Below are 22,817 nucleotides of genomic sequence, written 5' to 3' on the forward strand. Positions count from 1 at the left end.
CGGGCACGATTGTGGAAGATTATAAAATCCCGCTTGGGCGTTATACTGAGAACTTTTTTGACTGGTTGGTCGATAATGCTTCTGGTTTTTTTGATGTTATATCCGACTCACTGGCCTGGCTGATTGAGCTGCTGACCTCCGGATTATTATGGCTGCATCCCGGAGCTTTTATTGTGTTGGTTGCCGGGCTTGCCTATTGGCTGCACCGTTCGCTACCACTGGTGGCCTTTGCTGTGGTGTCTCTGTTACTGATCTGGAATCTGGGTTATTGGGAAGAAACCATGGAAACCCTGTCGCTGGTGTTATACGCGACCTTATTCTGCATTCTGATTGGTTTGCCGCTTGGTATTTATGCGGCGCATCATCCATGGTTGTTCAGCGCGTTGCGGCCGGTACTGGACCTGATGCAAACCGTGCCAACGTTTGTGTACCTGATCCCGACACTGACTTTGTTTGGCCTGGGTGTGGTGCCTGGCCTGATCTCTACCATTATTTTTGCCATTGCCGCTCCGGTACGACTGACCTATCTGGGCATTTCCGAAGTACCGAAAGAAATGATTGAAGCGGGGCAGTCGTTTGGTGCGACAAAAGCACAATTATTATTCCGTATTGAATTACCGGCAGCTGCCAGCAATATTGCTGCGGGGGTGACCCAGTGCATCATGTTGTCGTTGTCGATGGTGGTGATTGCTGCGCTGGTTGGTGCAGATGGCCTGGGGAAACCCGTGGTACGGGCATTAAATACGGTGGATATTGCCAGCGGCTTTGAAGCCGGGCTGGCGATTGTATTGTTAGCTATTTTGCTGGACCGTTTGTTTAAACAGAAAGAGCAGGTGAGTGCATGATCGAAATTAAAAACCTCGATGTGATTTTTGGTAATGCACCCGAGAAAGCACTGAATCTGCTGGACAAGGGGTGTGACCGGGATGAAATTCTGGATAAAACCGGCCAGGTGCTTGGTGTAAAAGGGGCCAGTCTGAGCGTTAATAAGGGAGAAATCTGCGTATTAATGGGTCTCTCTGGCTCTGGTAAGTCAAGTCTGCTACGTTGTGTTAATGGCTTGAATCCGATTACCCGGGGTGAGGTAAATATCGAATACCAGGGAAATATGATCAACTTTGCCGAAGCGGACGAGCAGACTCAGCGTGAATTACGCATGAAAACCATTTCTATGGTATTTCAGAAGTTTGCCCTGATGCCGTGGCTGACTGTGGCCGAAAATGTCGCTATGCCACTGGAAATTCAGGGGCTGGATAAAAAGTCTGTCCGCAAACGGGTGGCTGAGCAGCTTGATATCGTTGGCTTATCGGAATGGGCTGACCACAAGCCGAGCCAGTTATCGGGCGGCATGCAACAACGGGTTGGTCTGGCCCGGGCGTTGGCAACTGAATCTGATATTTTATTAATGGATGAGCCTTTTTCTGCCCTCGACCCACTGATTCGCAGCCAGCTGCAGGACGAGTTATTGCAGCTGCAGGAAAAGCTGAATAAAACCATTATCTTTGTGTCCCACGATTTAGATGAAGCACTGAAAATCGGCAACCATATCGCCATTATGAAAGATGGTGAAATTGTCCAGCACGGCAATCCACAGGAAATTGTCATGGATCCGGCGGATGATTATGTGCGTGATTTTGTCGCTCATACCAATCCGATGAATGTATTACTGGCACGTGATCTGATGCGACCGATTGCTGAGCTGAATACCGCGGAAAAAGGTTATTGCCTGAGTAAACGTCACGACTACTGGCTGGCAGCAGACAAACAATCTGTGATTCATCGCGACAGCCAGACGGCGCTGCAGCGGTTCGACAATGCAGCCAGCAGTGCTGAGTTAAAAATGACCGGTACCATTGTGTCGGCGAAAACGCCGATGCGTGACGTGCTGGAAATTCGTTACGATACTGATCATGCTGTTTTTATTGAAGAAAATAACGACATTGTTGGTTTTGTTGGCGATAAAGAATTGTTTCATTCGTTACTGGGCAAAATGCTGCAGAACGACTGAGTAACAATGGGTGCTGACATGCACCACTATAAAAATATGTTTTCAGACATTTGTCTTAAAAAACCGGAGGAAAGTTATGTTGAAAAAAAGCCTTCTTGCATTAGCGGTTACTGCCGCAGCAATGCCGGCCATCGCCTCAGATTCTATTTCTGGTGGCTTCTGGGTTAACCATACTATTGGCAATGACGATTTAACCGAAGCAACTTATGGTGATACTAACTACGAAGCATTAATTCTTTATATTGACAAGACAGATGAAGAAAGCGGTTGGACTTTCTCTTCCGAGATGCGTTATGCCTCCGGTGCTTTTACCGACCCGGCTAACAACAATACTGGTGGCCATTTTGGTTTCCATAAAGCCTGGATCGGCAAAAAGTTTGGCGCTGGCCAGCTGACCATTGGTAAGTCCGAAGTACCGTTTGGCTGGCAAAGTGTCAACTTCTGGCCTGGCGATGGCATGATGGGTGGTTATGGCGATCAGATGGACGTCGGTGTGAAATGGTCGGCGGAATTTGGCGCGCTGAGCTACGATGTGGCGTATTTCCACGTTGATGACTTCGGTAACTCCACCGAAACCCAGGACGATGGCGGTCACTGGGGCAGCAAAGCCACTTACCAGAAAGCCCAGACCTTTGTTGGTAACGTAGCGTACAGCGTTGCAAAAGATCAGAAAGTGGGTGTTTCCTATCAGAACGGTCGTTTACGTGATCTGTCTGATGATGATGATATGCGCCCTTACAACGGCGATCACAACGCGGCCGTGGCCTATTATGAAGGCGGTTTTGGTGATCTGGGCGTAAAAGCGCAATATATGACCACATACCGCGACCTGCGTGGTGTTGGTGGTGTACCGCAGCAGGAAGTTAAAAATGATCGCAAAGCGGTGACCGTGACCTATACTATGGGTGACTACAACTTCTACGTCGATTACAGCAACGCTGAAAGCAAAACCAAAGATTATAAAGACGTTGTGGGTTCGGCCGACAGTTACGCTTCTGGTGTCAGCTATAACTATGGCCCGGGTTGGTTCTATCTGGAATACCTGAGCAATGACGGTGACATCGACGAGAACGGTCGTGTAGAAAATGGTGATGATGACGCCTGGTTTGTGACCATGGATTATTACTTCTGATCAGCCCACTTCCCGTGAGCTGAAGAACAAAGCGCGGATTTTTCCGCGCTTTTTTGTTTCCGCATAAGTGAAAATCGCTATAGTCGCCACCGGGTGCTGTGGCTATACTGCGCCGATTGACAGACAGGTACCGAAATGGACAGATACGATCAGGTGTTAGTTGCGTTACGTCGCATTATTCGTGCGACGGATTTACATTCCAAAAAGCTGAGCAAAACTTCCGGCTTAACCGCTCCTCAGTTGTTGATTCTGCAAACCCTGCGTGAGCAGAGTGATTTAACCGTGGGCGAAGTTGCCAAGAAGGTGTCGTTATCCCAGGCAACGGTCACCACCATTGTTGACCGCCTGGAACGGGGTGGTTATGTCTATCGCGAACGCGGAACGGCAGATAAACGTAAGGTATATGTTTATCTGACCGACAAAGCTTTTGCGACCCTGGTGGACGCACCCAAGCCACTGCAGGATAACTTTGTACAACAGTTTCAGGACCTGCATGACTGGGAACAAACCATGATTCTGGCTTCGCTGGAACGGGTTGCTTATATGATGGACGCACAACATATCGATGCGGCTCCGGTACTGGATATTGGCGCCCTGGACCGTAACGAAGCGGCCAAAAACCAATAAAGACTGTTCCGTCTGCCTTAACTGAACCTGTGTCATACTCGCCGTTTTGACACAGGTGACGGTTATGACGCTGCAGATTGATATTATCTCCGATGTAATGTGCCCCTGGTGTGTGATTGGTTATTCCGCACTGCAGCAGGCACTTGAATCTTTTCCTCAGACACCTCACCAGATCCGCTGGCATCCGTTTGAACTGAATCCGGATATGCCGCCGGAAGGCCAGAACCTGCGCCAGCATCTGGCGGAAAAATACGGCAGTACAGACGAACAAAGCCGCGAAAACCGCGAACGTATTACCGCAATGGGCGCTGAGCTGGGTTTTACGTTTAATTTCCGCGACGACATGCGCATGGTGAACAGCTTTAATGCTCATCAGCTACTGAGCTGGGCAGCCGAACTTGCAGCTCAGCCAGGTTATGCCAACAGCCTGCAAACCGATCTGCAACTGGCGTTGTTTAACGGCCATTTCCGTGACGGCAGGGATGTCAGTCAGACCGAAGTGTTAGTCGCCATTGCGGCGGAAGCCGGATTGTCTGCAGAGCGCGCGGCGGAAGTGTTGCAACAACAGCAATATGCCAGTGCCGTGCGGGCTGAGCAGCAGCAATGGCAACAGATGGGCATTCAGTCGGTACCCGCGGTCATCCTGCAGAATAAGTATCTGATCAGTGGTGGCCAGCCGGTGCCGGTTTTTGTTCAGGCTATTCAGCAGTGTCTGGATGAACAGGCTGCCAGCGCCGGTTAAGCCATAACGCGGATAATATAATCGCTGACCCGGCGGCCAGCCGGGTCAGATCGGTATCGTGGTTCCAGATCAGCAGGTTCACCAGCAGCCCGGCCGGAATCAGAGCATCGTTCATCACCGCCAGCTGACCACTGCTGACCCGGGTTGCCCCCAGATTCCAGAGGAAATACCCGGCGCCGGAGGCCACCAGACCCAGCCATAGCAGAATCAGCCATTGTTGCAGCTGTTGTGGATAACGATCACCGCCCAGCAATAGCCAGGCGGGAATCACTACACATAATGCCCCCAGATAAAACCAGCCGAAATGTTGATGCTGGCGGGTGCCCGCTGCCTGCTGGCCGATCAGCCGTTTATAAAATACCTGACCGCTGGCAAAACACAGATTCGCCCCCTGAACGACCAGGAACCCCTGCCAGAACTGCTCACTCAGATCATTCCAGCGAATCAGTGCCGCGCCGGCGACGGCCAGCAGGGAAGACAGCAGGAAACGAACGTGAAAGCGACGTTCCAGCAGGTCATACAACAGAGTGATGTAGAGCGGGGTAAAGATGGTAAAGATCAGCACCTCCGGCACGCTCAGCAATAAAAACGACTGATAATAAAACAGGTACATACAACCGAGCTGCAGCGCACCGATGGCCATCAGCCGCAGTGCCAGCGGGCGAGGGGTATGGTGACGTATTAACCAGGGAACAAATAACAGCGTGGCCAGCAACACCCGGGTTAACACTGCAAAGTAGCTGTCGACCTGGCCGGCCAGGTAGACCCCGATCAGGCTGAATGAAAACGCCCAGAGCAGGGTGACTCCCCAAAGTATTGGCATAACTGTTTTAACCTTCAGACATTATTCTGGCTGGCGAATACGGACCGCCGGTGGATCATGCTTACGGGTGACTGATTATAGAGAAAAACTCAGCAATTTCCGAAACTTATAGCTTTCAGGCTAACGGTTGAGCAAATTGGTATCAGGCATTGCGCACAAAGTTCAGTCTTTGTTTTCCGGTTTGATTTGCGGCCTGAAAAATACACTGTCAGCCTGAGTAAATATCACAAAACGTTACCGATTGGTCGCTTGTTTTTCCCCGATTCTGCTTTTAGTGTGAAGCACCTGATAAAAATAAAGATAAGTTCCGACAGGAGAATTTTATGCTTGGCCAGATTATGGATCGTCCGTTACTGGTTTCCACCTTGCTCGAACACGCTGAAACCACCCACGGCAGCAGCGAAATTGTCAGCCGTCGCTGTGAGGGGGATATTCATCGTTACACCATGAAAGATGCTGCCCGCCGGGCACGCCAGATTGCTAACCTGCTGGGGCGCCTGGGGATCGAACAAGGCGACCGCATTGCCACCCTCGCCTGGAATAATTACCGCCACTTTGAACTGTATTTTGGTATTTCCGGCAGCGGTGCAGTGATGCATACCATTAACCCGCGGTTATTCGCGGAGCAGCTGGTGTATATCATTAACCACGCTGAAGACCGCTGGATTTTTGTCGATCTGACCTTCGTTCCCTTACTGGAAGCCATCAAGGATAAAATCGCCGGAGTTGAAGGGTTTGTGGTGATGTGTGATGAAAGCCATATGCCGGAAACCAGCCTCAGCAATGCCCACTGTTACGAAACACTGCTGGCTGCGGAGTCGGACGATTACCAGTGGCCGGAGTTCGATGAACGCAGCGCCTGTTCTATGTGTTACACCTCTGGCACCACAGGTAACCCGAAAGGGGTGGTGTACAGCCATCGTTCCACCGTGATTCATGCGATGGCATCGATTGGTGAAGAAGTGATGGGGCTGGCTTCTACCTCCTGCTTCCTGCCGGTGGTGCCGATGTTCCACGTTAATGCCTGGGGTACGCCGTATTCCGCTGCTATTACCGGGGCCAAGCAGGTCTTTCCGGGGCCGGGTATGGACGGTGCGTCGTTATGGGAGCTGATCGAAGCGGAACAACCCGACCTGTTACTGGGGGTGCCAACGGTATGGCTGATGTTGCTGAATCATATGGACAGCATTGGTAAAAAACTGGACTCAGTGGAAAACGTGATCGTTGGTGGTTCTGCGGCACCACTGTCGATGATTCGTGCTTTCCAGGAGAAACACGATGCTTTCCTGATTCACGCCTGGGGCATGACGGAAATGAGTCCGGTCGGCACTCTGAACTCTCATAACCGCCATATGGAAGAACTGCCGCTGGAAGAACGTTATCAGCTGCAGGCCAAACAAGGGCGGCCGGTGTTTGGTGTGGAAATGAAAATTGTCGATGAAGACAATAATACACTGCCCCGCGACGGCGTGGCCTATGGTCGTTTATTGGTGCGTGGTCCGTGGATTATCAGCGGTTATTACAAAAACGAATCGGCCGACAGCTTTATCGATGGCTGGTTTGATACCGGTGATGTCGCCACCATTGATGAGAATAACTACCTGACCATCGTAGATCGCTCGAAAGATGTGATTAAATCCGGCGGTGAGTGGATCAGCTCCATTGATCTGGAAAACGTTGCGGTGGGCCATCCGGAGTTGGCGGAATGTTGTGTGATTGCTGCCCGTCATCCGAAATGGGATGAACGGCCGATTTTACTGGCGATCAAAACCCCGGGAGCCAGCGTGTCAGAGCAGGATGTACTGAATTACCTGGATGACAAAATCGTCAAATGGTGGATGCCGGATGCGGTGATTTTTGTTGAACAATTACCACACACAGCGACCGGTAAGTTACATAAGCTGCCGTTGCGTCAGCAATACGAAAACTACCTGCTGGAAAATCAGCAACCAGCATAAAGCTGGCTCAGCTTGCTGAAAAACCCCTATTATTTAAATCCTGCTAATTTCCCCACCCGGAGGGTGGGGAAATAGCTCCTAAATTTACATCTCCACCCCTTTGGGGTGGAGATACCAAGGTAAAACTCTGCTTATTTTGAGTTGTTAGTGGGGGGGGCATCTGTAATGAAAGAGGCAGCTGGACTTTGTCAGCAGTCTGAACCAGCATAACGCCGGCTGAGTTTAATAAAGCGGCTATCTGCAGATAGCCGCTTTATTTGTTGCAGTGATTACCGGGCTAATAATGCCACTCCCCAGATCACCATGGCCATACCCGCCAGGCCAGTCAGTGACAATGCCTCTCCCAAAAACACAATCGCTAATATGCTGGTGATTACCGGCCCTAATATACCGGTCATACTGGCGCGTGCCGGACCAATGCGTTTAATGGCTTCACTGGTTAAAAATGACGGTAATACGGTGGCGAACAAAGCCAGCAGGATCAGTAACCCCCACACCTGTGAGTCATATTGCGGCAGAGCCAGTGGCTGCTGTATTTGATGATGAACCGCTGTGGCGATGGCGGCACTGGTCATGGCGATACTGGTAAATAACAGGCTGCCGGTTTTCTGAATCACGGTTTTACTGAGCAGGATATAGCCGGCAAACGCCAGCGCGCTGGCCAATACCAGCAGGCTGCCGCTGAGCGGGTTATCACCACTCTGACTGCTGCTCAGTTCCTGGCTGTACATCAGTAATAACCCTGCATAAGTGATCACCAATGGCAGCAGAATTTTTCCCGACAGCGGCTGATTAAAAAACAATGCGCCGAGCAAAACCACAAAGGTTGGATAGGCGTATAACACCACCCGCTCAAACTGGGCACTGATGTGTTGTAACGCCAATAAATCCAGATAGGAGGCGAGATAATATCCCAGCAGGCCGATTGCCGCTGCTGCAGCGATATCGCGCACTGCCAGCGTCTGCTGGCTGCGCTTCCAGGCGAACACGGCAACCACCAGATAAACCGGTGTCGCCAGCATCATACGCAGCCACATCAGCGGCACAGGCTCCATACCCAGTTGATACAGAAATTTAATCAGAATGGGTTTGGTTGAAAATAAAAACGCCGCCAAAACGGCAATTAACAGGCCATTGCGAATAAAGCGGTTGTTGCTGAATGTATTGTCGGTTATTGCAGAGTCGTTTCCTGTCATCATTGTTTCCCTGAATGATGTTTAAAAAACGGCTGCGAACTGACGCTGGCTGGCTACGGCAATCCGCAGCCAGAGAAATCCGTTAGTGAATTCCGGCCGCGCGCAGGCTGTTCCACCATAGCTTGTTAGCAGGTGCTGAAGAACAGGCAGGTTTGCGTGCAGTCAGAGTCATAACGTAAGTTGTGTTAACGGATGTGAGCCCCCAGACTAGCAGAGTCCGGGGGAGGAAGGAAAGTGCCGTATTACAGTGGGCTGCTGGCAGGCTCGCTGGTTTCTTCTTCCGGCTGTGGGCGGAAGGGTTCCAGTTGCGGTTGTTCCAGCCCCAGACGGGTGAAAATGATGTCGATCAGAAAATGGGTGATCTGATCAATATCGTCCGGTTCGTACTGACGTTTGTTGGTCACTTCCAGTATCTGGGTTTCGAAATCGGCATAGTGCTGAGTGGTCGACCAGATCATAAAAATCAGATGCGTCGGGTCAATGGCGCGAATTTTATCCTGATCAATCCAGCTCTGAATAACCGCGGTTCTTTCTTTCATCCAGGTGCGCATGTTATTGCTCAGGTATTCGCGTAAATGTGGCGCCCCCTGAATAATTTCCATGGCAAAAATTTTTGACGCGTTAGGATGGGTATAAGATAACTCCATTTTGGAGCGGATAAAGCGGCTCAGTACATCGGCCGGATCACTGTCCGGGGTGATATCCGACAATACCTCATTCCATACCTGCATAATGCTTTCCAGCAGCGAGCGGTAGAGGTTGGCTTTATTCTTAAAATAATAATGGATATTGGCTTTGGGGACCCCGGCGCGATCAGCGATCGACTGCATGCTGGTGCCTTTAAAACCGTGCAGCACGAACTCCTGTTCGGCGGCTGCGAGGATATTTTCGTTGTTACGTTCGCGGATTTTACCCGGCTTATACTTCTGCTTGGTCATTCCTGTTTCCCGCTGTCGCTGTTAAGACAGACCCGAATGGTCGGACCAGTTTAACACACAGTTAACATAAGGAGAGAACAAAGGGGCAAAACGCCCCTTTGTTACCTCAGCTGAAGCAACAAATCTGTAGCTTACAGGTGAACTTTCAGCAGCAGGCTGACCGCATTCTGATCACGATCGTCATCTTCATTGAACTTGTTGCCAAACTTGTTGTTCCAGTAGCTGTATTCCACACCGACTTTAACTTTGTTCTTGGTGCCTAACGCAGGACCCAGATTGTAGGTTAATTGTGGGGTGAAGTTCATTTCAGAGTCATGGTCTTCAGTACCGGTAGAGTAATCCAGGAAACCATCGATATTGAAGTTGCCGGAAGACCAACCGTAGGTCAGAGTCAGCTGATGATCGTTGTCACCGTTGTCAAAGTTGGTGTTGCGCTGTGCATAGTAGTAAGTCACGCTGGCGAAGTTCATGCCCGGGATGTCCAGATCAGCGCCTACACCGTACAGGTAGTTGTCCTGGCTGAAACCACCGCTGTTTGAGCTGAATTCGTAGGTAAATGCAGCATTAATGTTTTTTACGAAGCTGTTCTCGAAAGAAGTCAGAGTAAAGTTTGGTGAGAACTCAGCATAGGTTTCATGGAAATCACTTTCACCGACATGACGATCTACGAAGTAGAATAAGCTCCCCCAGCTATGACCGGACACGTGTTCCAGTGTCAGGGTGGTCAGAGTGTTGGTTTCATCGCTATTCGGAGTCAGGGTGTAATCTGAGCCATACAGTGCAGATACACTGTTATCTGCCCAATATTGTTCAGCCGATACAGCCATAGAAGCCGTAGCCAGAATTGCAGCCGTTAATAATTGCTTTTTCATATCTCTCTCCAGAGGTTTTTTAAAGTAGCCCGCTCCGTTGGCATCAGGCGGCGGAGCCGGGCTGTTTTGTTGCTGTCTAAAAAAGATCGCGATTAAGACTGTGGTAATTTGCCTTCTACACCGTCTACGTACCAGTTAAAGCCTTTCAGGTCGCCGTCAGACATGGTGTCACCGGCTTTGACTTTCACACTGCCATCCTGAGCTTTTACCGGGCCGTCGAAGACCCGCATGTTACCGGCTTTAATTTCCGCTTTTTTCGCTTCAACCAGCTGGCGGACATCGGCAGGAACAGCATCGTTATATGGCGCTAAATCGGTCACACCTTCGGCAATACCCGGCCACAGATCTTCGGATTTCCAGCTGCCATCCATAACCGCTTTGGCTTTAGCCACATACAGCTCACCCCAGTTATGAATGGTGGAAGTCAGGTGAGCTTTTTTGCCGTATTCGCTCATATCAGAGTGGTAGCCGATGGCATAGTTACCTTTTGATTCTGCCGCCTGAATGACCGCAGCGGAGTCGGTGTGCTGAGTTAAAATATCCGCACCCTGTAACATCAGGGTTTCGGCGGCTTCGCGCTCTTTCGCCGGGTCGTACCAGGTGCTGGCCCAGACAACTTTGACTTTCACGTCCGGGTTAACTTCTTTGGCGCCTTTGGTAAAGGCATTGATGCCACGAATCACTTCGGGAATCGGGAAAGAGGCGACATAACCCAAGACATTGGTTTTGGTCATTTTGCCGGCAATCAGGCCGGATAAATAACGACCCTGATACGCCCGGGCAAAATAGCTGCCCATGTTTTTCGCTTGTTTATAACCGGCGGCGTGTTCAAATTTTACCTTCGGGAACCGCTTGGCGACCTTCAGGGTTGGGTTCATATAACCAAACGAGGTGGTGAATACCAGGCCGTGATCTTTCGCTAAACGGCGGATAACACGTTCTGCGTCCGGGCCTTCAGAAACACTTTCGACGTAACTGGTTTCGACTTTGTCACCCAGTTTTTCTTCCATGTATTTACGCGCTTCATCGTGAGCAAAGGTCCAGCCGGCATCACCGGTAGGGCCAACGTACACAAAGCCAACTTTCAGTGGATCAGCGGCATTGGTCAGGCTGGCGCCGAATGCCAGAGTTGCTGCGGACAGCAATGTTGCGATTTTCGTGCGACCCATAACATGGTCTCCTTTCTCTCGTTGATATAACGTTTTATTAACTTTTATTGTCAGCTACAGCTGGGGCCGGTAAGGACGACCCAGCGCCAGCGGTGTACTTAATTTTGCTTTAATCGAGTCATTGGCAATGACCACCAGTACGATGATGGTTGCGATATACGGCAACATCGCCAGCAGGTTAGGTGACGCTTCAAAGCCCATGCCCTGCAACACCAGGTGCATAATGCTGGCGGCACCAAATAAATAAGCCCCCAGCAGAATACGTTCGGCTTTCCAGCTGGCGAATACCACCAGAGCCAGTGCGATCCAGCCACGTCCGGCCGACATGCCTTCGTTCCACATCGGGGTATAAGCCAGTGATAAATAACCGCCAGCCAGACCCGCCATCGCGCCGCCAAACACGACTGCACCATAACGAACCCGCATAACCGGAATACCAATGGCGTTGGCCGCTTCGGGGTTTTCACCCACGGCACGAACCGTCAGGCCGACCCGGGTGCTGCGGAAGCACCAGTAGATCAGGCCAAATAACAGCCACGACAGATACACCAGCGGGTCCTGGCTGAACAGGATTTTGCCCAGCACCGGAATATCACTCAGTAACGGAATCTGCCAGGGGGTAATCCCTTCGATGGCCATACCCACGTAACCGGCGCCCATAAAGGCACTCAGGCCAATACCAAAAATCGTAAGCGCCAGACCGGTGGCAACCTGATTGGTCACCAGTGATATCGCCAGAAAGCCGAACAACAATGACATCAGCATGCCGGCAATCATGGCGGCGATGACGCCCAGTCCGGCGTGGCCGGTGACTACGGCAGCCATAAAACCACACACGGCGCCCATCAGTACCATGCCTTCCTGACCCAGGTTTAACACCCCGGATTTTTCCGCCACCATTTCTCCCAGAGCAATCAGGATCAGAGGCGTGCCGGTACGGATAGTGGCAAATAAAATATTAACGATCAGATCGAAATCCATAAGTCAGTTTTAAACCTTTGTTACAACCGTGCCACGCTTATCCGGCGACTGCCGGTGCTTTTTTTACTTTAACAATGCGATAACTGATCAGCAGGTCGCAGGCTAATAAATAGAATAACAACATGCCCTGGAATAAGCCGGTCAGTGACTTAGGCAGTCCCAGATCCATCTGTGCCATCTCACCACCCATATAGGTCAGGGCCAGTAACATGCTGGCAAATAAAATACCGAGGGGATGCATACGGCCTAAAAAGGCCACGATAATGGCGGCATAGCCATAACCCGGAGAAATATAAGGTGTCAGCTGGCCTACGGTACCGGTGACTTCGCTAACCCCGGCCAGGCCGGCCAGTGCTCCACAGCTGAGCAACGCAAACCAGGTCAGGCGATTCGCTTTAAAGCCGGCAAAAGCCGCTGCGGCTTTATCTTCACCCAGTACGGAAATCTGAAATCCCATCATGGTGCGCGACAGCAGTGCCCAGATGGCAGCCATGGCAAATAAAGCAAAGAAAATGCTGATATTTAACCGGTAATCATCGAAGATTAATGGCAGGGTTGTGGCTTCAGAAAAGATCGCCGATTCCGGAAAATTAAACCCTTCCGGGTCTTTTAACGGCCCGTGTACGCCGTATAACAACCAGTTTAATGCGATGTAATTCAGCATAATGGTGGTCAGAATTTCGTTGGCATTAAAACGGGTTTTTAATAATGCCGCCAGCGCCGCCCAGGCCATGCCACACAAGGAACCGAACAACAGCACTGCCGGCAACACCCAGAACCCTTCGGCTTCGATCAGCTCCAGCGCGATATAACCGCCCCCCAGGCCGCCGAGAATAAACTGTCCTTCGGCGCCGATGTTCCAGATACGCGCTTTAAAACACAGGGTTAACCCCATAGCGCATAACAACAGCGGTCCGGCTTTCGTGCCCAGTTCGGTCCAGCCGTACAGGTCACTGAGTGGCAGAATAAAAAAGGTGTGCAACGATTGCAGCGGGTCTTTGCCCATTGCCGCAAATAACAGGGCGCCACTGATCAGCGTCAGTAAAATAGCCAGTAATGGCGACAGATACGACATGGCCCGGCTGTCCGACGGGCGTTTTTCCAGGGTGAACAGGTTCAGCATGATGATGAATCTTCGTTAATGTGGCTGAAATCACCGGCCATCCATAAGCCCAGTTGATTGATGGATACCTGATCGGTGTTAGCGACTGGTGATAAGCGTCCGTCGCAGATAGCACAAACCCGATCGCTGATGGCGTACAACTCGTCGATATCTTCGGAAACCACCAGAATGGCAGCGCCCTGATCGCGCAGATTAATTAACGCATGACGAATCAGAATGGCGGCGCCAATATCCACTCCCCAGGTTGGGTGGGAGCACACCAGTAATTTCGGGTTTTGCAGCATCTCCCGACCGATGATGTATTTCTGCAGGTTGCCGCCCGATAATGATTTGGCCTGAGCCTGGCTGCCGGCGGTTTTAACATTAAACTGGTCGATAATTTTTTCGGCAAAAGCCCGGACTTTGTTTTTATTAATCCAGCCTTTATCGGTTAAATCGCCCTGGTAAGCGGTCAGTAACGCGTTATCTTCCAGTGACATATCCGGTACCGCACCACGGCCCAGGCGCTCTTCCGGGACAAAGCCCAGGCCTGCCAGGCGGCGTTTTTCCGGCCCCAGATTGCCGACCGCCAGGTCGCCAAAGCGGACCCGCTCCGCGGCGCAGGTTTCTTCACCACTGATCAGGTTTAATAATTCTTCCTGGCCATTGCCGGCTACCCCGGCGATGCCGAGAATTTCTCCGGCTTTTACCTGCAGCTCAATATCTTTCAGCGTGGTCGCAAACGGATCGGCCGGTTTAAAGCTGAGATCTTTGATGGTTAAGAATGCCTGCTGGCCTTCGGCGCGCTGATAATTCTCACTCAGCGGCGTGTCATCGCCAACCATCAACCGGGCAATGTCTTCGGTTGAGGTTTCACGCGGATCACAATCTCCGGTGACCCGGCCGGCGCGTAATATCGTGGCGTTATCACACAGTGCCCGCACTTCATCCAGTTTGTGCGAAATAAACAGAATGCTGCAGCCCTCGCTGGCCAGCTGGCGCAGGGTTTCGAATAAGGTATCGACTTCCTGTGGCGTCAGCACAGAGGTGGGTTCGTCGAGAATCAGCAGTTTTACGTCCTGCAATAAACAACGCACAATTTCGACCCGTTGTTGTTCGCCAATCGACAACGTATTGACGTAACGGTCCGGGTCCAGCTTCATGCCATAATGTTCGGACACCGTGGCAATACGTTGTTTGAGTTGTTCCATCGACGGAACATCCTCTGCCGCCATACTCAGTGCGATATTTTCCGCAACGGTCAGGGTTTCAAATAATGAAAAGTGCTGAAACACCATGCCAATACCCAGCTGGCGGGCATGAGCGGGGCCGTTAACACGCACGGCTTCACCCTGCCATAACATCTGCCCCTCATCCGGTGCCACAACACCGTAGATGATTTTCATCAGGGTGCTTTTACCGGCGCCGTTTTCACCCAGCAAGGCATGAGTTTCTCCGGCATGAACGGTCAGGCTGACCTTATCATTGGCTACGCACCCCGGATATCGTTTCGTAATATTGTTCAGTTCTATTCGTTTCATAAACTGCTTTTGACCACCTGGTCGAAAATGATTAGCAAATCGCCTGCCATATTTATTGGGGTGTAGAAAGAAAGTCGGCATTTTAATAAAAAATTGTTCGAAAGGTCAGCTAATTGCGGCAATTAATCTGTAATAATTACATGTCTAATTCACGCCAGGTGAAATATCAGACCGGGTAATTGCCCGGCCATGGTGCGCCGGTATTTGTCACTTGTTTGTTATTGGTGCAAACCTGACTAAATGGTTAGAAAATAATGATTATTTGCTGACTGCTCTATAACTATATGTTGGCATTTTTTAGTGCGATATAGCGTAGTAAATATCTGCTTTGATATCGAATAATTGTTAGTGGCGACTTTTTTGGCGGCAGGCCATTGCCTTGCTCAGGTATAAAGTTGTCTAATTGGTCAGATAATTGCAGGGAAGTCATCGTAATCTTTGTAAAGCCAGCGGTAGTCTGAAGTAAGGTAAGAGGCACAATCACCCGTGATACATTTTTTTCTTAATGGCGAAGCCAGAACTGTACAAAATCCGGCCAATGACCTGACGTTGTTGCGTTATTTGCGTACTCAGGTGACTTTGCCCGGCACCAAAGAGGGCTGTGGCTCCGGTGATTGTGGCGCCTGCAGTGTGTTATTGGGTGACTACTCGGCGAATCTGGGCTGGCGCTACCGGGCGGTGAACAGCTGTCTGACGCTGATCCCGCAGCTGGCGGGCAAGAGTGTGATTACGGTGGATGCACTGGCGACCGGACAGGGAGCGAAACAGCAGCTGCATCCGGCGCAGCAGGCGATGGTGGATTATCATGCTTCCCAGTGTGGTTTCTGTACGCCTGGTATTGTGATGTCACTGGCCGCGTTACATCAGGATATCAGCGTTGCCGATGACACGGCTCCGCCCAGCCGCCATCAGGTTAATGACGCTCTGTCGGGGAATTTATGCCGCTGCACCGGTTACCGGCCGATTATCGAAGCCGCAACTCATCTGCAGGATTATCCGGATAACCGCGATCAGGCAGTAGCGGTCTGGCAACCTGAGCCGCTAACCGCTAACCCGGCACCGCCGCCTGCTGATGCGGTATCCGCGGCACCGCAGACAGAACAACAACTACAGCAGTGGTTACAACAATATCCGGATGCCCGGCTGGTTGCCGGAGCGACGGATCTGGCGCTGGAAATCACCCAGCAGCTGAAAACACCCGGCAGCCTGGTAGCGGTTAATCATATTGCCAGCCTGAAACAGCTGCGCGATGAAGATGATGCGTTACTGATTGGTGCGGCGGTCAGCTACAGCGAAATGGAAACGTTGCTGGCGCGCTATTTTCCACAGTTTGCTCAGTTATTACAGCGCCTGGGTTCCCGGCAGGTGCGTAACACCGGCACACTGGGCGGGAATATTGGTAACGCTTCCCCCATCGGTGACACTCCGCCGGTGTTACTGGCATTAGGTGCCTGTATCGAACTGGCCTCGGCTCCCGGACACCTTTCAGCAAGCGGCTCACGCTGGTTAGCACTGAAAGACTTTTTTATCGATTACAAAAAAACGGCGCTGCAACCCGGGGAATATATTCGCACTATTAAAATTCCCAAGCTGAAAAAAAATCAGCAGCTATTGGTGTATAAAATTTCCAAACGACTGGAAGATGATATTTCAGCCGTATTAGCGGCGTTTAAAATAACCGTCAGTGACGATCAGAAAGTCGAACAGGTAACAACCGGATTTGGTGGTATGGCCGCCATTCCTAAAGCGGCCCTTCAGCTGGAACAGGCATTAACGGCATTGCCGCTGGATGGCGATAAATTCCGCCATGCGGCACAAGCACTGGAGCAGGATTTTACGCCGATGTCGGATGTTCGTGCCAGCCAGGCGTACCGTCTGCTGGTGGCAAAAAATCTGGTGCGTAAATGTGCACTGGAATTATTACAACCACAACAGCTATCCCGTATTGAAGATATTCACAGCAGTGAGCTGGCATTAAATGCTGTTATCAGCGGCGGGGAGACTCCAAATGCGTAAGTTAATTGATACTCCCGAAGCCGGGGAAATGCTCCGCTCACGGCCTGCGAAAGAAAAACGTCCGGGCCATACCGGCCAGAGCATGCAACATGAAAGTGCCTGCAAACATGTCAGCGGTCAGGCGGTATATGTTGATGATATGCCCGAGTTACCCGGCTTGTTGCATATCGCGGTGGGCGGCAGCGATTACCCCCACGCCAGAATCCGTTCGCTGGATTTACAGTCAGTAAAAGATACCGCAGGTGTGGTTGAGGTGATAACCGTTGCCGACGTACCGGGTCTGGTGGATATCGGTCCGGTGTTTGCCGGAGATCCGGTATTGGTGCAGGAATTATGTGAATACGTTGGCCAGCCGATATTTGCCGTAGCGGCGACCAGTATCGAAATTGCCCGGGCGGCGGTTAAAAAAGCAAAAATTGACTATGAAGTACTGGAGCCTGTGCTGGATGTTGAAAAAGCACTGCAGCAGAACTTTTTTGTGCGCCCGATGCATCAGCATAAGCGCGGCGATTCTGCCAGCGCATTAAAAAATGCGCCACACCGTTTGCAGGGGGCAATGCACGTTAATGGCCAGGAGCATTTTTATTTAGAAGGTCAGGTGTGTACGGTGCAACCAACGGAAGACGGCGGCATGCTGGTTTATGCCTCCAGTCAGCACCCGACCGAAGTGCAGAAGCTGGTGGCAGAAGTACTGGATATCAGCATCAATAAAGTGCAGGTTGAAGTGCGCCGTATGGGTGGTGGTTTTGGTGGTAAAGAAACCCAGGCAGCACCGCTGGCCTGTCTCGCCGCCATTGTGGCTCATAAAACCGGCCGACCGGTGAAATACCGTATGACCCGTCAGGACGATATGGTGATGACGGGTAAACGCCATCCATTTTATAACCAGTACGATATCGGCTTTGATGAGCAGGGTATTATTCAGGGGGCGGAGTTAGTGGTGACGGGCGACTGTGGTAATTCGCCGGATTTAAGTGATGCTATTGTTGACCGCGCCATGTTCCACTCGGACAACGCTTATTATCTGAATAATGCCACGGTCACCGGCCACCGGGCGAAAACACATAAGGTATCGAATACGGCCTACCGTGGTTTTGGTGGTCCACAGGGTGTGATTCTGGCAGAACAGATGATGGACGATATTGCCCGCCATTTGCGGGAAGATCCGTTAACCATCCGTAAGCGGAATTTATACGGTGTGACTCATCAGCATATCCGTACGGCGGATGGAAAAACCGACCCGCGTGATGAAACCCATTATGGTCAGAAAGTTGAGCACAACCTGCTGACGGAACTTATTGACCAGCTGGAGATCAGCTCTGACTATTGGTCACGCCGTGCTGCTATTCGTAAATTTAATCACTCCAGCGCGGTGCTGAAAAAAGGCCTGGCGTTAACGCCGGTTAAATTCGGTATTTCGTTTACGGTGCAGCATTTAAATCAGGCTGGCGCGCTGGTGCATATTTATACTGACGGCAGTATTCATCTGAATCACGGCGGCACCGAGATGGGACAGGGATTATTCCTGAAAGTCGCTCAGGTTGTGGCGGAAGAATTTCAGGTAGACCTGGATACCATTCAGGTATCCGCCACCCGCACCGATAAAGTACCAAATACTTCTCCAACAGCTGCCTCTTCCGGAACCGATTTAAACGGTATGGCAGCCAGGGATGCCTGCTTACGTATTAAAGAAGGGATGTTTGCTTTTGCTTACCAGCATTATCAGGCGGATGCCAACAGTGTGACCTTGCTGGACAACCAGCTGGTGTATACAAAAGACGGTGACGAACAATGTGTGCCTTTTGCTGATTTTGTCCAGCAGGCCTATATGGGGCGGGTGCCGTTGTCGTCGACGGGGTTTTATAAAACGCCAAAAATCCATTATGACCGTGAAACCGGTAAAGGCCGGCCATTTTATTATTTCGCCAATGGCGCAGCCGTCAGTGAAGTGATTGTTGATACGTTAACCGGAGAATACCGGCTATTACGCACGGATATTTTGCATGATGTCGGCCGTTCACTGAATCCGGCTATCGATATTGGCCAGATTGAAGGCGCCTTTATTCAGGGCATGGGCTGGCTGACGACTGAGGAGCTGGCCTGGAATAACGACGGCCGGTTAATCAGTAATGGCCCGGCGACTTATAAAATTCCGGCCGTTGGTGATACACCGTTTGAATTTAATGTCGAATTAATGCAAGACCGGCCGAATGATGAAGCCACGGTATACCGTTCCAAGGCGGTGGGTGAACCACCGTTTATGCATGGTATTTCGGTATGGAGTGCGATTCGTGATGCTATTGCCAGTGTCAGCGATTACAAACTGAATCCGCGTCTGGATGCCCCGGCGACGCCTGAGAGAGTGTTGTTTGCACTTCAGGAAGTGCAATCTGACGGTGATCAATAGTGTATCCGGTATTCGGTTCAGTGGTTGTGTTTCGAGGCCGTCTGCAGCAGGGAAGCTGCAGTCGAGCGTACATGGACAAAATTGCAGGAGCAAATTTTGCACAGCGAAGCTGCCTGCAAGGCAAAGCACAGGGAAGTGGTTTGTGCGTATTTACCGCGTGCCAGAGAAATACAATGACTGAGCTGAATACAATGAATAGTCCTTTGCGTGGAGACCAATAATGCGCTCTCAACACTGGTTTGATGCGGTACAAAAATGCCAGCATAACGGTGAAGCTTATGCCCTGATTACTGTGTTGGGCTGCAGCGGCTCAACGCCGCGTGATCAGAGCAGCAAAATGGTGGTTACCGGAGAAAAAACCTACGACACCATTGGTGGTGGCCAGCTGGAATTTGTGGTGACCAATAAAGCGCGTGAGTTATTGGCGCACAATAACGATGCTCAGCAGATTGATCATTTCCCGCTGGGAGCGTCGTTAGGGCAATGTTGTGGTGGCAGTGCCACGGTATTAATTGAAACTTTTGCTGCCTGCGATTTCCAGCTGGCTGTGTTTGGCGCCGGTCATGTGGCGCAAGCACTGATGTCTATTGTTGCCGGTTTGCCATGTAAGGTGACCTGGGTGGATAGCCGGGCTGAATTATTTCCGGCATCGCTGCCAGACAATGTCAGGGCTGTGGTCAGTGATGATCCGGGTTATGAGCTGGAGCAGTTACCAGCTGCCGCTGATGTATTAATTCTGACTCATAACCATCAGCTGGATTATGAATTAACTGAAACGGCACTCAGGCATCCGTGTCTGAACTCGATTGGTCTGATTGGTTCCGATACCAAAGCCCAGCGGTTTGAGCGTCGTTTAGCGGCCCGGGGATTTTCTGCGGAAGATATCGAACGACTAAACTGTCCGGTTGGACTGAGTGTGGTTCCCGGCAAGTTACCGATGGAAGTGGCGGTGTCGATCGCCGCGCAATTAATCGCAGCTCGCCAGCATCCGGGCCCGGATGAATCCGGTAAGCAGCGTGGCATCAGCTGGAAAACTATTAAACAACAACTCAGTCATGAGCAGCGCCCGGTGGATAGCCGTGGCCGCGGGTCATCGCTGAAGTTGTCCGATTAACACCTGATAGCGAATAATCAGAGATTGTATGAGTACAACAAATCCGTTTGAACAGTTATACACCGATCTGGCCAGCCGCAAACTGGGCGGCCAGGCACTGGCCTGCAGTAACGACTTTTTTGCCGGCATGGAAAACCTGGTAAAAGCCGAAGCTGCGGTATTCGACAAAGACCTGTATGGCGACCGCGGTAAAATTATGGATGGCTGGGAAAGTCGTCGCCGCCGCTTTTTGCCCGATGGCAGCACCGATGATGGTCTGCAGTACGACTGGTGTGTCATCAAGCTGGGTGCCCAGGGCATTATTCATGGTGTTAATGTCGATACCGCATTTTTCCTCGGCAATGCACCACAAACGGTTGCGCTGCAGGCTTGTGTCAGTGATGTGAATCCTGATGACACGACGGAGTGGACTGATATTGTCGCGCGTTCGGCGGTTGGCCCGGGCTGTGATAACTTTTTTACGGTCGAATCCGATCAGGTCTGGACACATGTACGGCTGAATATGTACCCGGATGGCGGGATCGCACGTTTACGTGTTTATGGCGAGGTGGTTGCTGATGCTGCGCAACGGCTTCCCGGTGAGCTGATTGACCTGGCCTATATTAAAAACGGCGCCCGGCCACTGGTGTGTTCGGATATGTTTTTCTCACACATGCAAAATCTGATTATGCCAGGGCGCGGGGTCAATATGGGAGACGGCTGGGAAACCAAACGTCGTCGTCATATCGGCGATGCCGAACAGGACCGTTCCCACGACTGGTTAATCCTGAAACTGGCAGATGCCGGTAACATCGAAAAAGTGCTGGTGGATACCGCTCATTTTAAAGGCAACTACCCACACAGTTTTGCGCTTGAAGGTGCAACTCTGACGGAGGAGCAGGCCGCTGATGTCGAAGTGCTGGCCGCGGATGCGCATCAGGATGCATTGCTGGCTGACCGTGCTCAGCCTTCAGAGATCGACTGGCAACCGATCATGGAGCGAACTCCGCTGTTTGATGATCGTGAGCATACTTTCCGTAAAGAGGTCAAAAATAACGACCATGCATTCACCCATATACGGCTGAAAATGTATCCGGACGGTGGTATCAGCCGGTTACGTTTATGGGGATATCTGAGTGAGTGATTTACGTTACAGCCTGGTTCAGCTGAATCAGCTCAGTGACGCTGACGCGGCGTTTGCTTTCAGTAACTGTTGTACTGCGCAGCGCTGGATTGAGGGTATGGTCGCGGCGCGACCATTTTCCTCAAAAGAGCAGTGCTTACAGGCTGCCGAACAGGTGTGGGCAAAGCTAGACGAAGCTGACTACTTGCAGGCCTTTGAAGGCCATCCAAAAATTGGTGATGTTTCCAGCCTGAAAGCCAAATACGCACACACGAAAGAACTGGCTTCCGGTGAACAGAGCTCTGTGAATGAAGCCTGTGATGAGGTGATTGAACGTCTGGCGCAAGGCAACCATGAATACCATAAGAAAAATGGTTTTATTTTTATTGTTTGTGCTACCGGAAAATCTGCGGCAGAAATGCTTGAGCTACTGGAACAGCGTCTGCCCAATTCGCGCGAGCAGGAACTGGTTAACGCTGCGGCGGAACAGGCAAAAATCACCGCGATCCGACTTAATAAACTATTACCGGAAGAGGCGTAATTATGTCTGCATCTTCACCGATTACCACCCATGTTCTGGATACTCATCTTGGTAAGCCAGCCGTGGGAATGGCGGTTGTGCTGGAAAAACGCAGCAACGATGATCAGTGGCAAGAAATTGCCCGCGGCGAGACTAATGCTGATGGCCGGATTCTTGATTGGCTGGCGGGTCAGCAGCGCGAGGCCGGTGTTTACAGAATCTCGTTTGCCACCGATCCCTATTTTACAAAGCAGGGGCTGACCTGTTTTTATCCCAGCGTATCGTTCGAGTTTCGTATCGAAAATCCGGACGAGCACTACCATGTACCGCTGTTAATTTCGGCGCATGGTATGTCGACGTATCGGGGGAGTTAGTTGACACAACGTGACTGCATGCCTATGCCTGAAACTCGCCGCAAGTACATCCGTGTAGGCTCGACTGCTGCATCCATGCAGCAGACGGTTTCATTCATAGGCATCCAGCCCCTTTGAGTGTCTCACGGTGTTTGAGCTGAGCTGCTGGGATGTATTGGTGAGAGCCTTGGCGCCATGGATGGCGCGAACGAGCGT

At 51.1% G+C, this 22,817-nt stretch carries 20 protein-coding genes; 12 read left to right on the plus strand and 8 right to left on the minus strand.

Features of this window, described 5'->3' with window-relative positions; all coding sequences use genetic code 11:
- Positions 1 to 11: 11 nt before the first annotated feature.
- The 5 genes from choW to ACFOMG_RS00235 all read left to right on the plus strand — a co-directional run bounded on the left by choW (position 12) and on the right by ACFOMG_RS00235 (position 4,509).
- A complete protein-coding gene (gene choW, locus ACFOMG_RS00215) occupies positions 12 to 845 on the plus strand; it encodes a choline ABC transporter permease subunit (protein WP_449237022.1) in 834 nt (277 codons plus the stop codon).
- Entirely contained in the window at positions 842 to 2,008 is a 1,167-nt protein-coding gene (gene choV, locus ACFOMG_RS00220; protein WP_376864084.1) for a choline ABC transporter ATP-binding protein, read from the plus strand. Before choW ends, choV begins: the two co-directional genes overlap by 4 nt.
- A 76-nt stretch (positions 2,009 to 2,084) precedes the next feature.
- Entirely contained in the window at positions 2,085 to 3,140 is a 1,056-nt protein-coding gene (locus tag ACFOMG_RS00225) for a hypothetical protein (RefSeq protein ID WP_376864085.1), read from the plus strand.
- Positions 3,141 to 3,275: 135 nt separating this feature from the next.
- Positions 3,276 to 3,767: a MarR family winged helix-turn-helix transcriptional regulator gene (locus ACFOMG_RS00230; RefSeq protein WP_376864086.1), complete on the plus strand. Its 492-nt coding sequence runs from the start codon at positions 3,276 to 3,278 to the stop codon at positions 3,765 to 3,767.
- 64 nt (positions 3,768 to 3,831) lie between these two features.
- Positions 3,832 to 4,509 (plus strand): DsbA family oxidoreductase, encoded by a 678-nt coding sequence (locus tag ACFOMG_RS00235; protein WP_376864087.1) that lies wholly within the window; start codon positions 3,832 to 3,834, stop codon positions 4,507 to 4,509.
- Here ACFOMG_RS00235 and ACFOMG_RS00240 read toward each other — a convergent pair.
- A complete protein-coding gene (locus ACFOMG_RS00240; RefSeq protein ID WP_376864088.1) occupies positions 4,466 to 5,332 on the minus strand; it encodes a carboxylate/amino acid/amine transporter in 867 nt (288 codons plus the stop codon). The genes ACFOMG_RS00235 and ACFOMG_RS00240 overlap by 44 nt on opposite strands.
- A 323-nt stretch (positions 5,333 to 5,655) precedes the next feature.
- Here ACFOMG_RS00240 and ACFOMG_RS00245 point away from each other — a divergent pair, with 323 nt between their 5' ends.
- Positions 5,656 to 7,290: a 3-(methylthio)propionyl-CoA ligase gene (locus ACFOMG_RS00245; protein WP_376864089.1), complete on the plus strand. Its 1,635-nt coding sequence runs from the start codon at positions 5,656 to 5,658 to the stop codon at positions 7,288 to 7,290.
- A gap of 269 nt (positions 7,291 to 7,559) precedes the next feature.
- On the opposite strand, the gene ACFOMG_RS00250 is transcribed toward ACFOMG_RS00245, so the two are convergent.
- The 7 genes from ACFOMG_RS00250 to ACFOMG_RS00280 all read right to left on the minus strand — a co-directional run bounded on the left by ACFOMG_RS00250 (position 7,560) and on the right by ACFOMG_RS00280 (position 15,089).
- The gene (locus tag ACFOMG_RS00250; RefSeq protein WP_376864090.1) at positions 7,560 to 8,489 is read right to left on the minus strand and encodes a DMT family transporter; all 930 of its coding nucleotides are present in this window, start codon (positions 8,487 to 8,489) and stop codon (positions 7,560 to 7,562) included.
- A 239-nt stretch (positions 8,490 to 8,728) separates the two neighbouring features.
- The gene (locus tag ACFOMG_RS00255) at positions 8,729 to 9,424 is read right to left on the minus strand and encodes a TetR/AcrR family transcriptional regulator (RefSeq protein WP_376864091.1); all 696 of its coding nucleotides are present in this window, start codon (positions 9,422 to 9,424) and stop codon (positions 8,729 to 8,731) included.
- Between the two features lie 131 nt (positions 9,425 to 9,555).
- Complete coding sequence (locus ACFOMG_RS00260; RefSeq protein ID WP_376864092.1) at positions 9,556 to 10,296, minus strand: hypothetical protein; 741 nt, start codon at positions 10,294 to 10,296, stop codon at positions 9,556 to 9,558.
- Positions 10,297 to 10,388: 92 nt separating this feature from the next.
- Positions 10,389 to 11,465, minus strand: a complete 1,077-nt coding sequence (locus ACFOMG_RS00265) for a BMP family ABC transporter substrate-binding protein (RefSeq protein ID WP_376864093.1) — start codon at positions 11,463 to 11,465, stop codon at positions 10,389 to 10,391.
- 54 nt (positions 11,466 to 11,519) lie between these two features.
- Positions 11,520 to 12,446 (minus strand): ABC transporter permease, encoded by a 927-nt coding sequence (locus ACFOMG_RS00270; RefSeq protein ID WP_376864094.1) that lies wholly within the window; start codon positions 12,444 to 12,446, stop codon positions 11,520 to 11,522.
- A gap of 37 nt (positions 12,447 to 12,483) precedes the next feature.
- Positions 12,484 to 13,569, minus strand: a complete 1,086-nt coding sequence (locus ACFOMG_RS00275) for an ABC transporter permease (RefSeq protein WP_376864095.1) — start codon at positions 13,567 to 13,569, stop codon at positions 12,484 to 12,486.
- A complete protein-coding gene (locus tag ACFOMG_RS00280) occupies positions 13,563 to 15,089 on the minus strand; it encodes an ABC transporter ATP-binding protein (RefSeq protein ID WP_376864096.1) in 1,527 nt (508 codons plus the stop codon). The genes ACFOMG_RS00275 and ACFOMG_RS00280 overlap by 7 nt, the downstream gene beginning before the upstream one ends.
- A 486-nt stretch (positions 15,090 to 15,575) precedes the next feature.
- Between ACFOMG_RS00280 and xdhA the strand changes: the two genes are divergently transcribed.
- From xdhA to uraH, 6 genes are all read left to right on the plus strand, one after another.
- Positions 15,576 to 17,105: a xanthine dehydrogenase small subunit gene (gene xdhA / locus ACFOMG_RS00285; RefSeq protein ID WP_376864097.1), complete on the plus strand. Its 1,530-nt coding sequence runs from the start codon at positions 15,576 to 15,578 to the stop codon at positions 17,103 to 17,105.
- Positions 17,098 to 19,512: a xanthine dehydrogenase molybdopterin binding subunit gene (gene xdhB, locus ACFOMG_RS00290; RefSeq protein WP_376864098.1), complete on the plus strand. Its 2,415-nt coding sequence runs from the start codon at positions 17,098 to 17,100 to the stop codon at positions 19,510 to 19,512. The genes xdhA and xdhB overlap by 8 nt, the downstream gene beginning before the upstream one ends.
- Before the next feature lie 220 nt (positions 19,513 to 19,732).
- Positions 19,733 to 20,626: a xanthine dehydrogenase accessory protein XdhC gene (gene xdhC / locus ACFOMG_RS00295; RefSeq protein WP_376864099.1), complete on the plus strand. Its 894-nt coding sequence runs from the start codon at positions 19,733 to 19,735 to the stop codon at positions 20,624 to 20,626.
- A 28-nt stretch (positions 20,627 to 20,654) separates the two neighbouring features.
- The gene (gene alc, locus ACFOMG_RS00300) at positions 20,655 to 21,749 is read left to right on the plus strand and encodes an allantoicase (RefSeq protein WP_376864100.1); all 1,095 of its coding nucleotides are present in this window, start codon (positions 20,655 to 20,657) and stop codon (positions 21,747 to 21,749) included.
- Positions 21,742 to 22,269 carry a 2-oxo-4-hydroxy-4-carboxy-5-ureidoimidazoline decarboxylase gene (uraD, locus tag ACFOMG_RS00305; protein WP_376864101.1) on the plus strand — a complete coding sequence of 176 codons (528 nt, stop codon included), beginning with the start codon at positions 21,742 to 21,744 and terminating at the stop codon, positions 22,267 to 22,269. The genes alc and uraD overlap by 8 nt, the downstream gene beginning before the upstream one ends.
- A gap of 2 nt (positions 22,270 to 22,271) precedes the next feature.
- Positions 22,272 to 22,622: a hydroxyisourate hydrolase gene (gene uraH / locus ACFOMG_RS00310; RefSeq protein ID WP_376864102.1), complete on the plus strand. Its 351-nt coding sequence runs from the start codon at positions 22,272 to 22,274 to the stop codon at positions 22,620 to 22,622.
- Positions 22,623 to 22,817 lie beyond the last annotated feature (195 nt).

This window comes from Bacterioplanoides pacificum (assembly GCF_042648445.1).
Lineage (GTDB): Bacteria > Pseudomonadota > Gammaproteobacteria > Pseudomonadales > Oceanobacteraceae > Bacterioplanoides > Bacterioplanoides pacificum.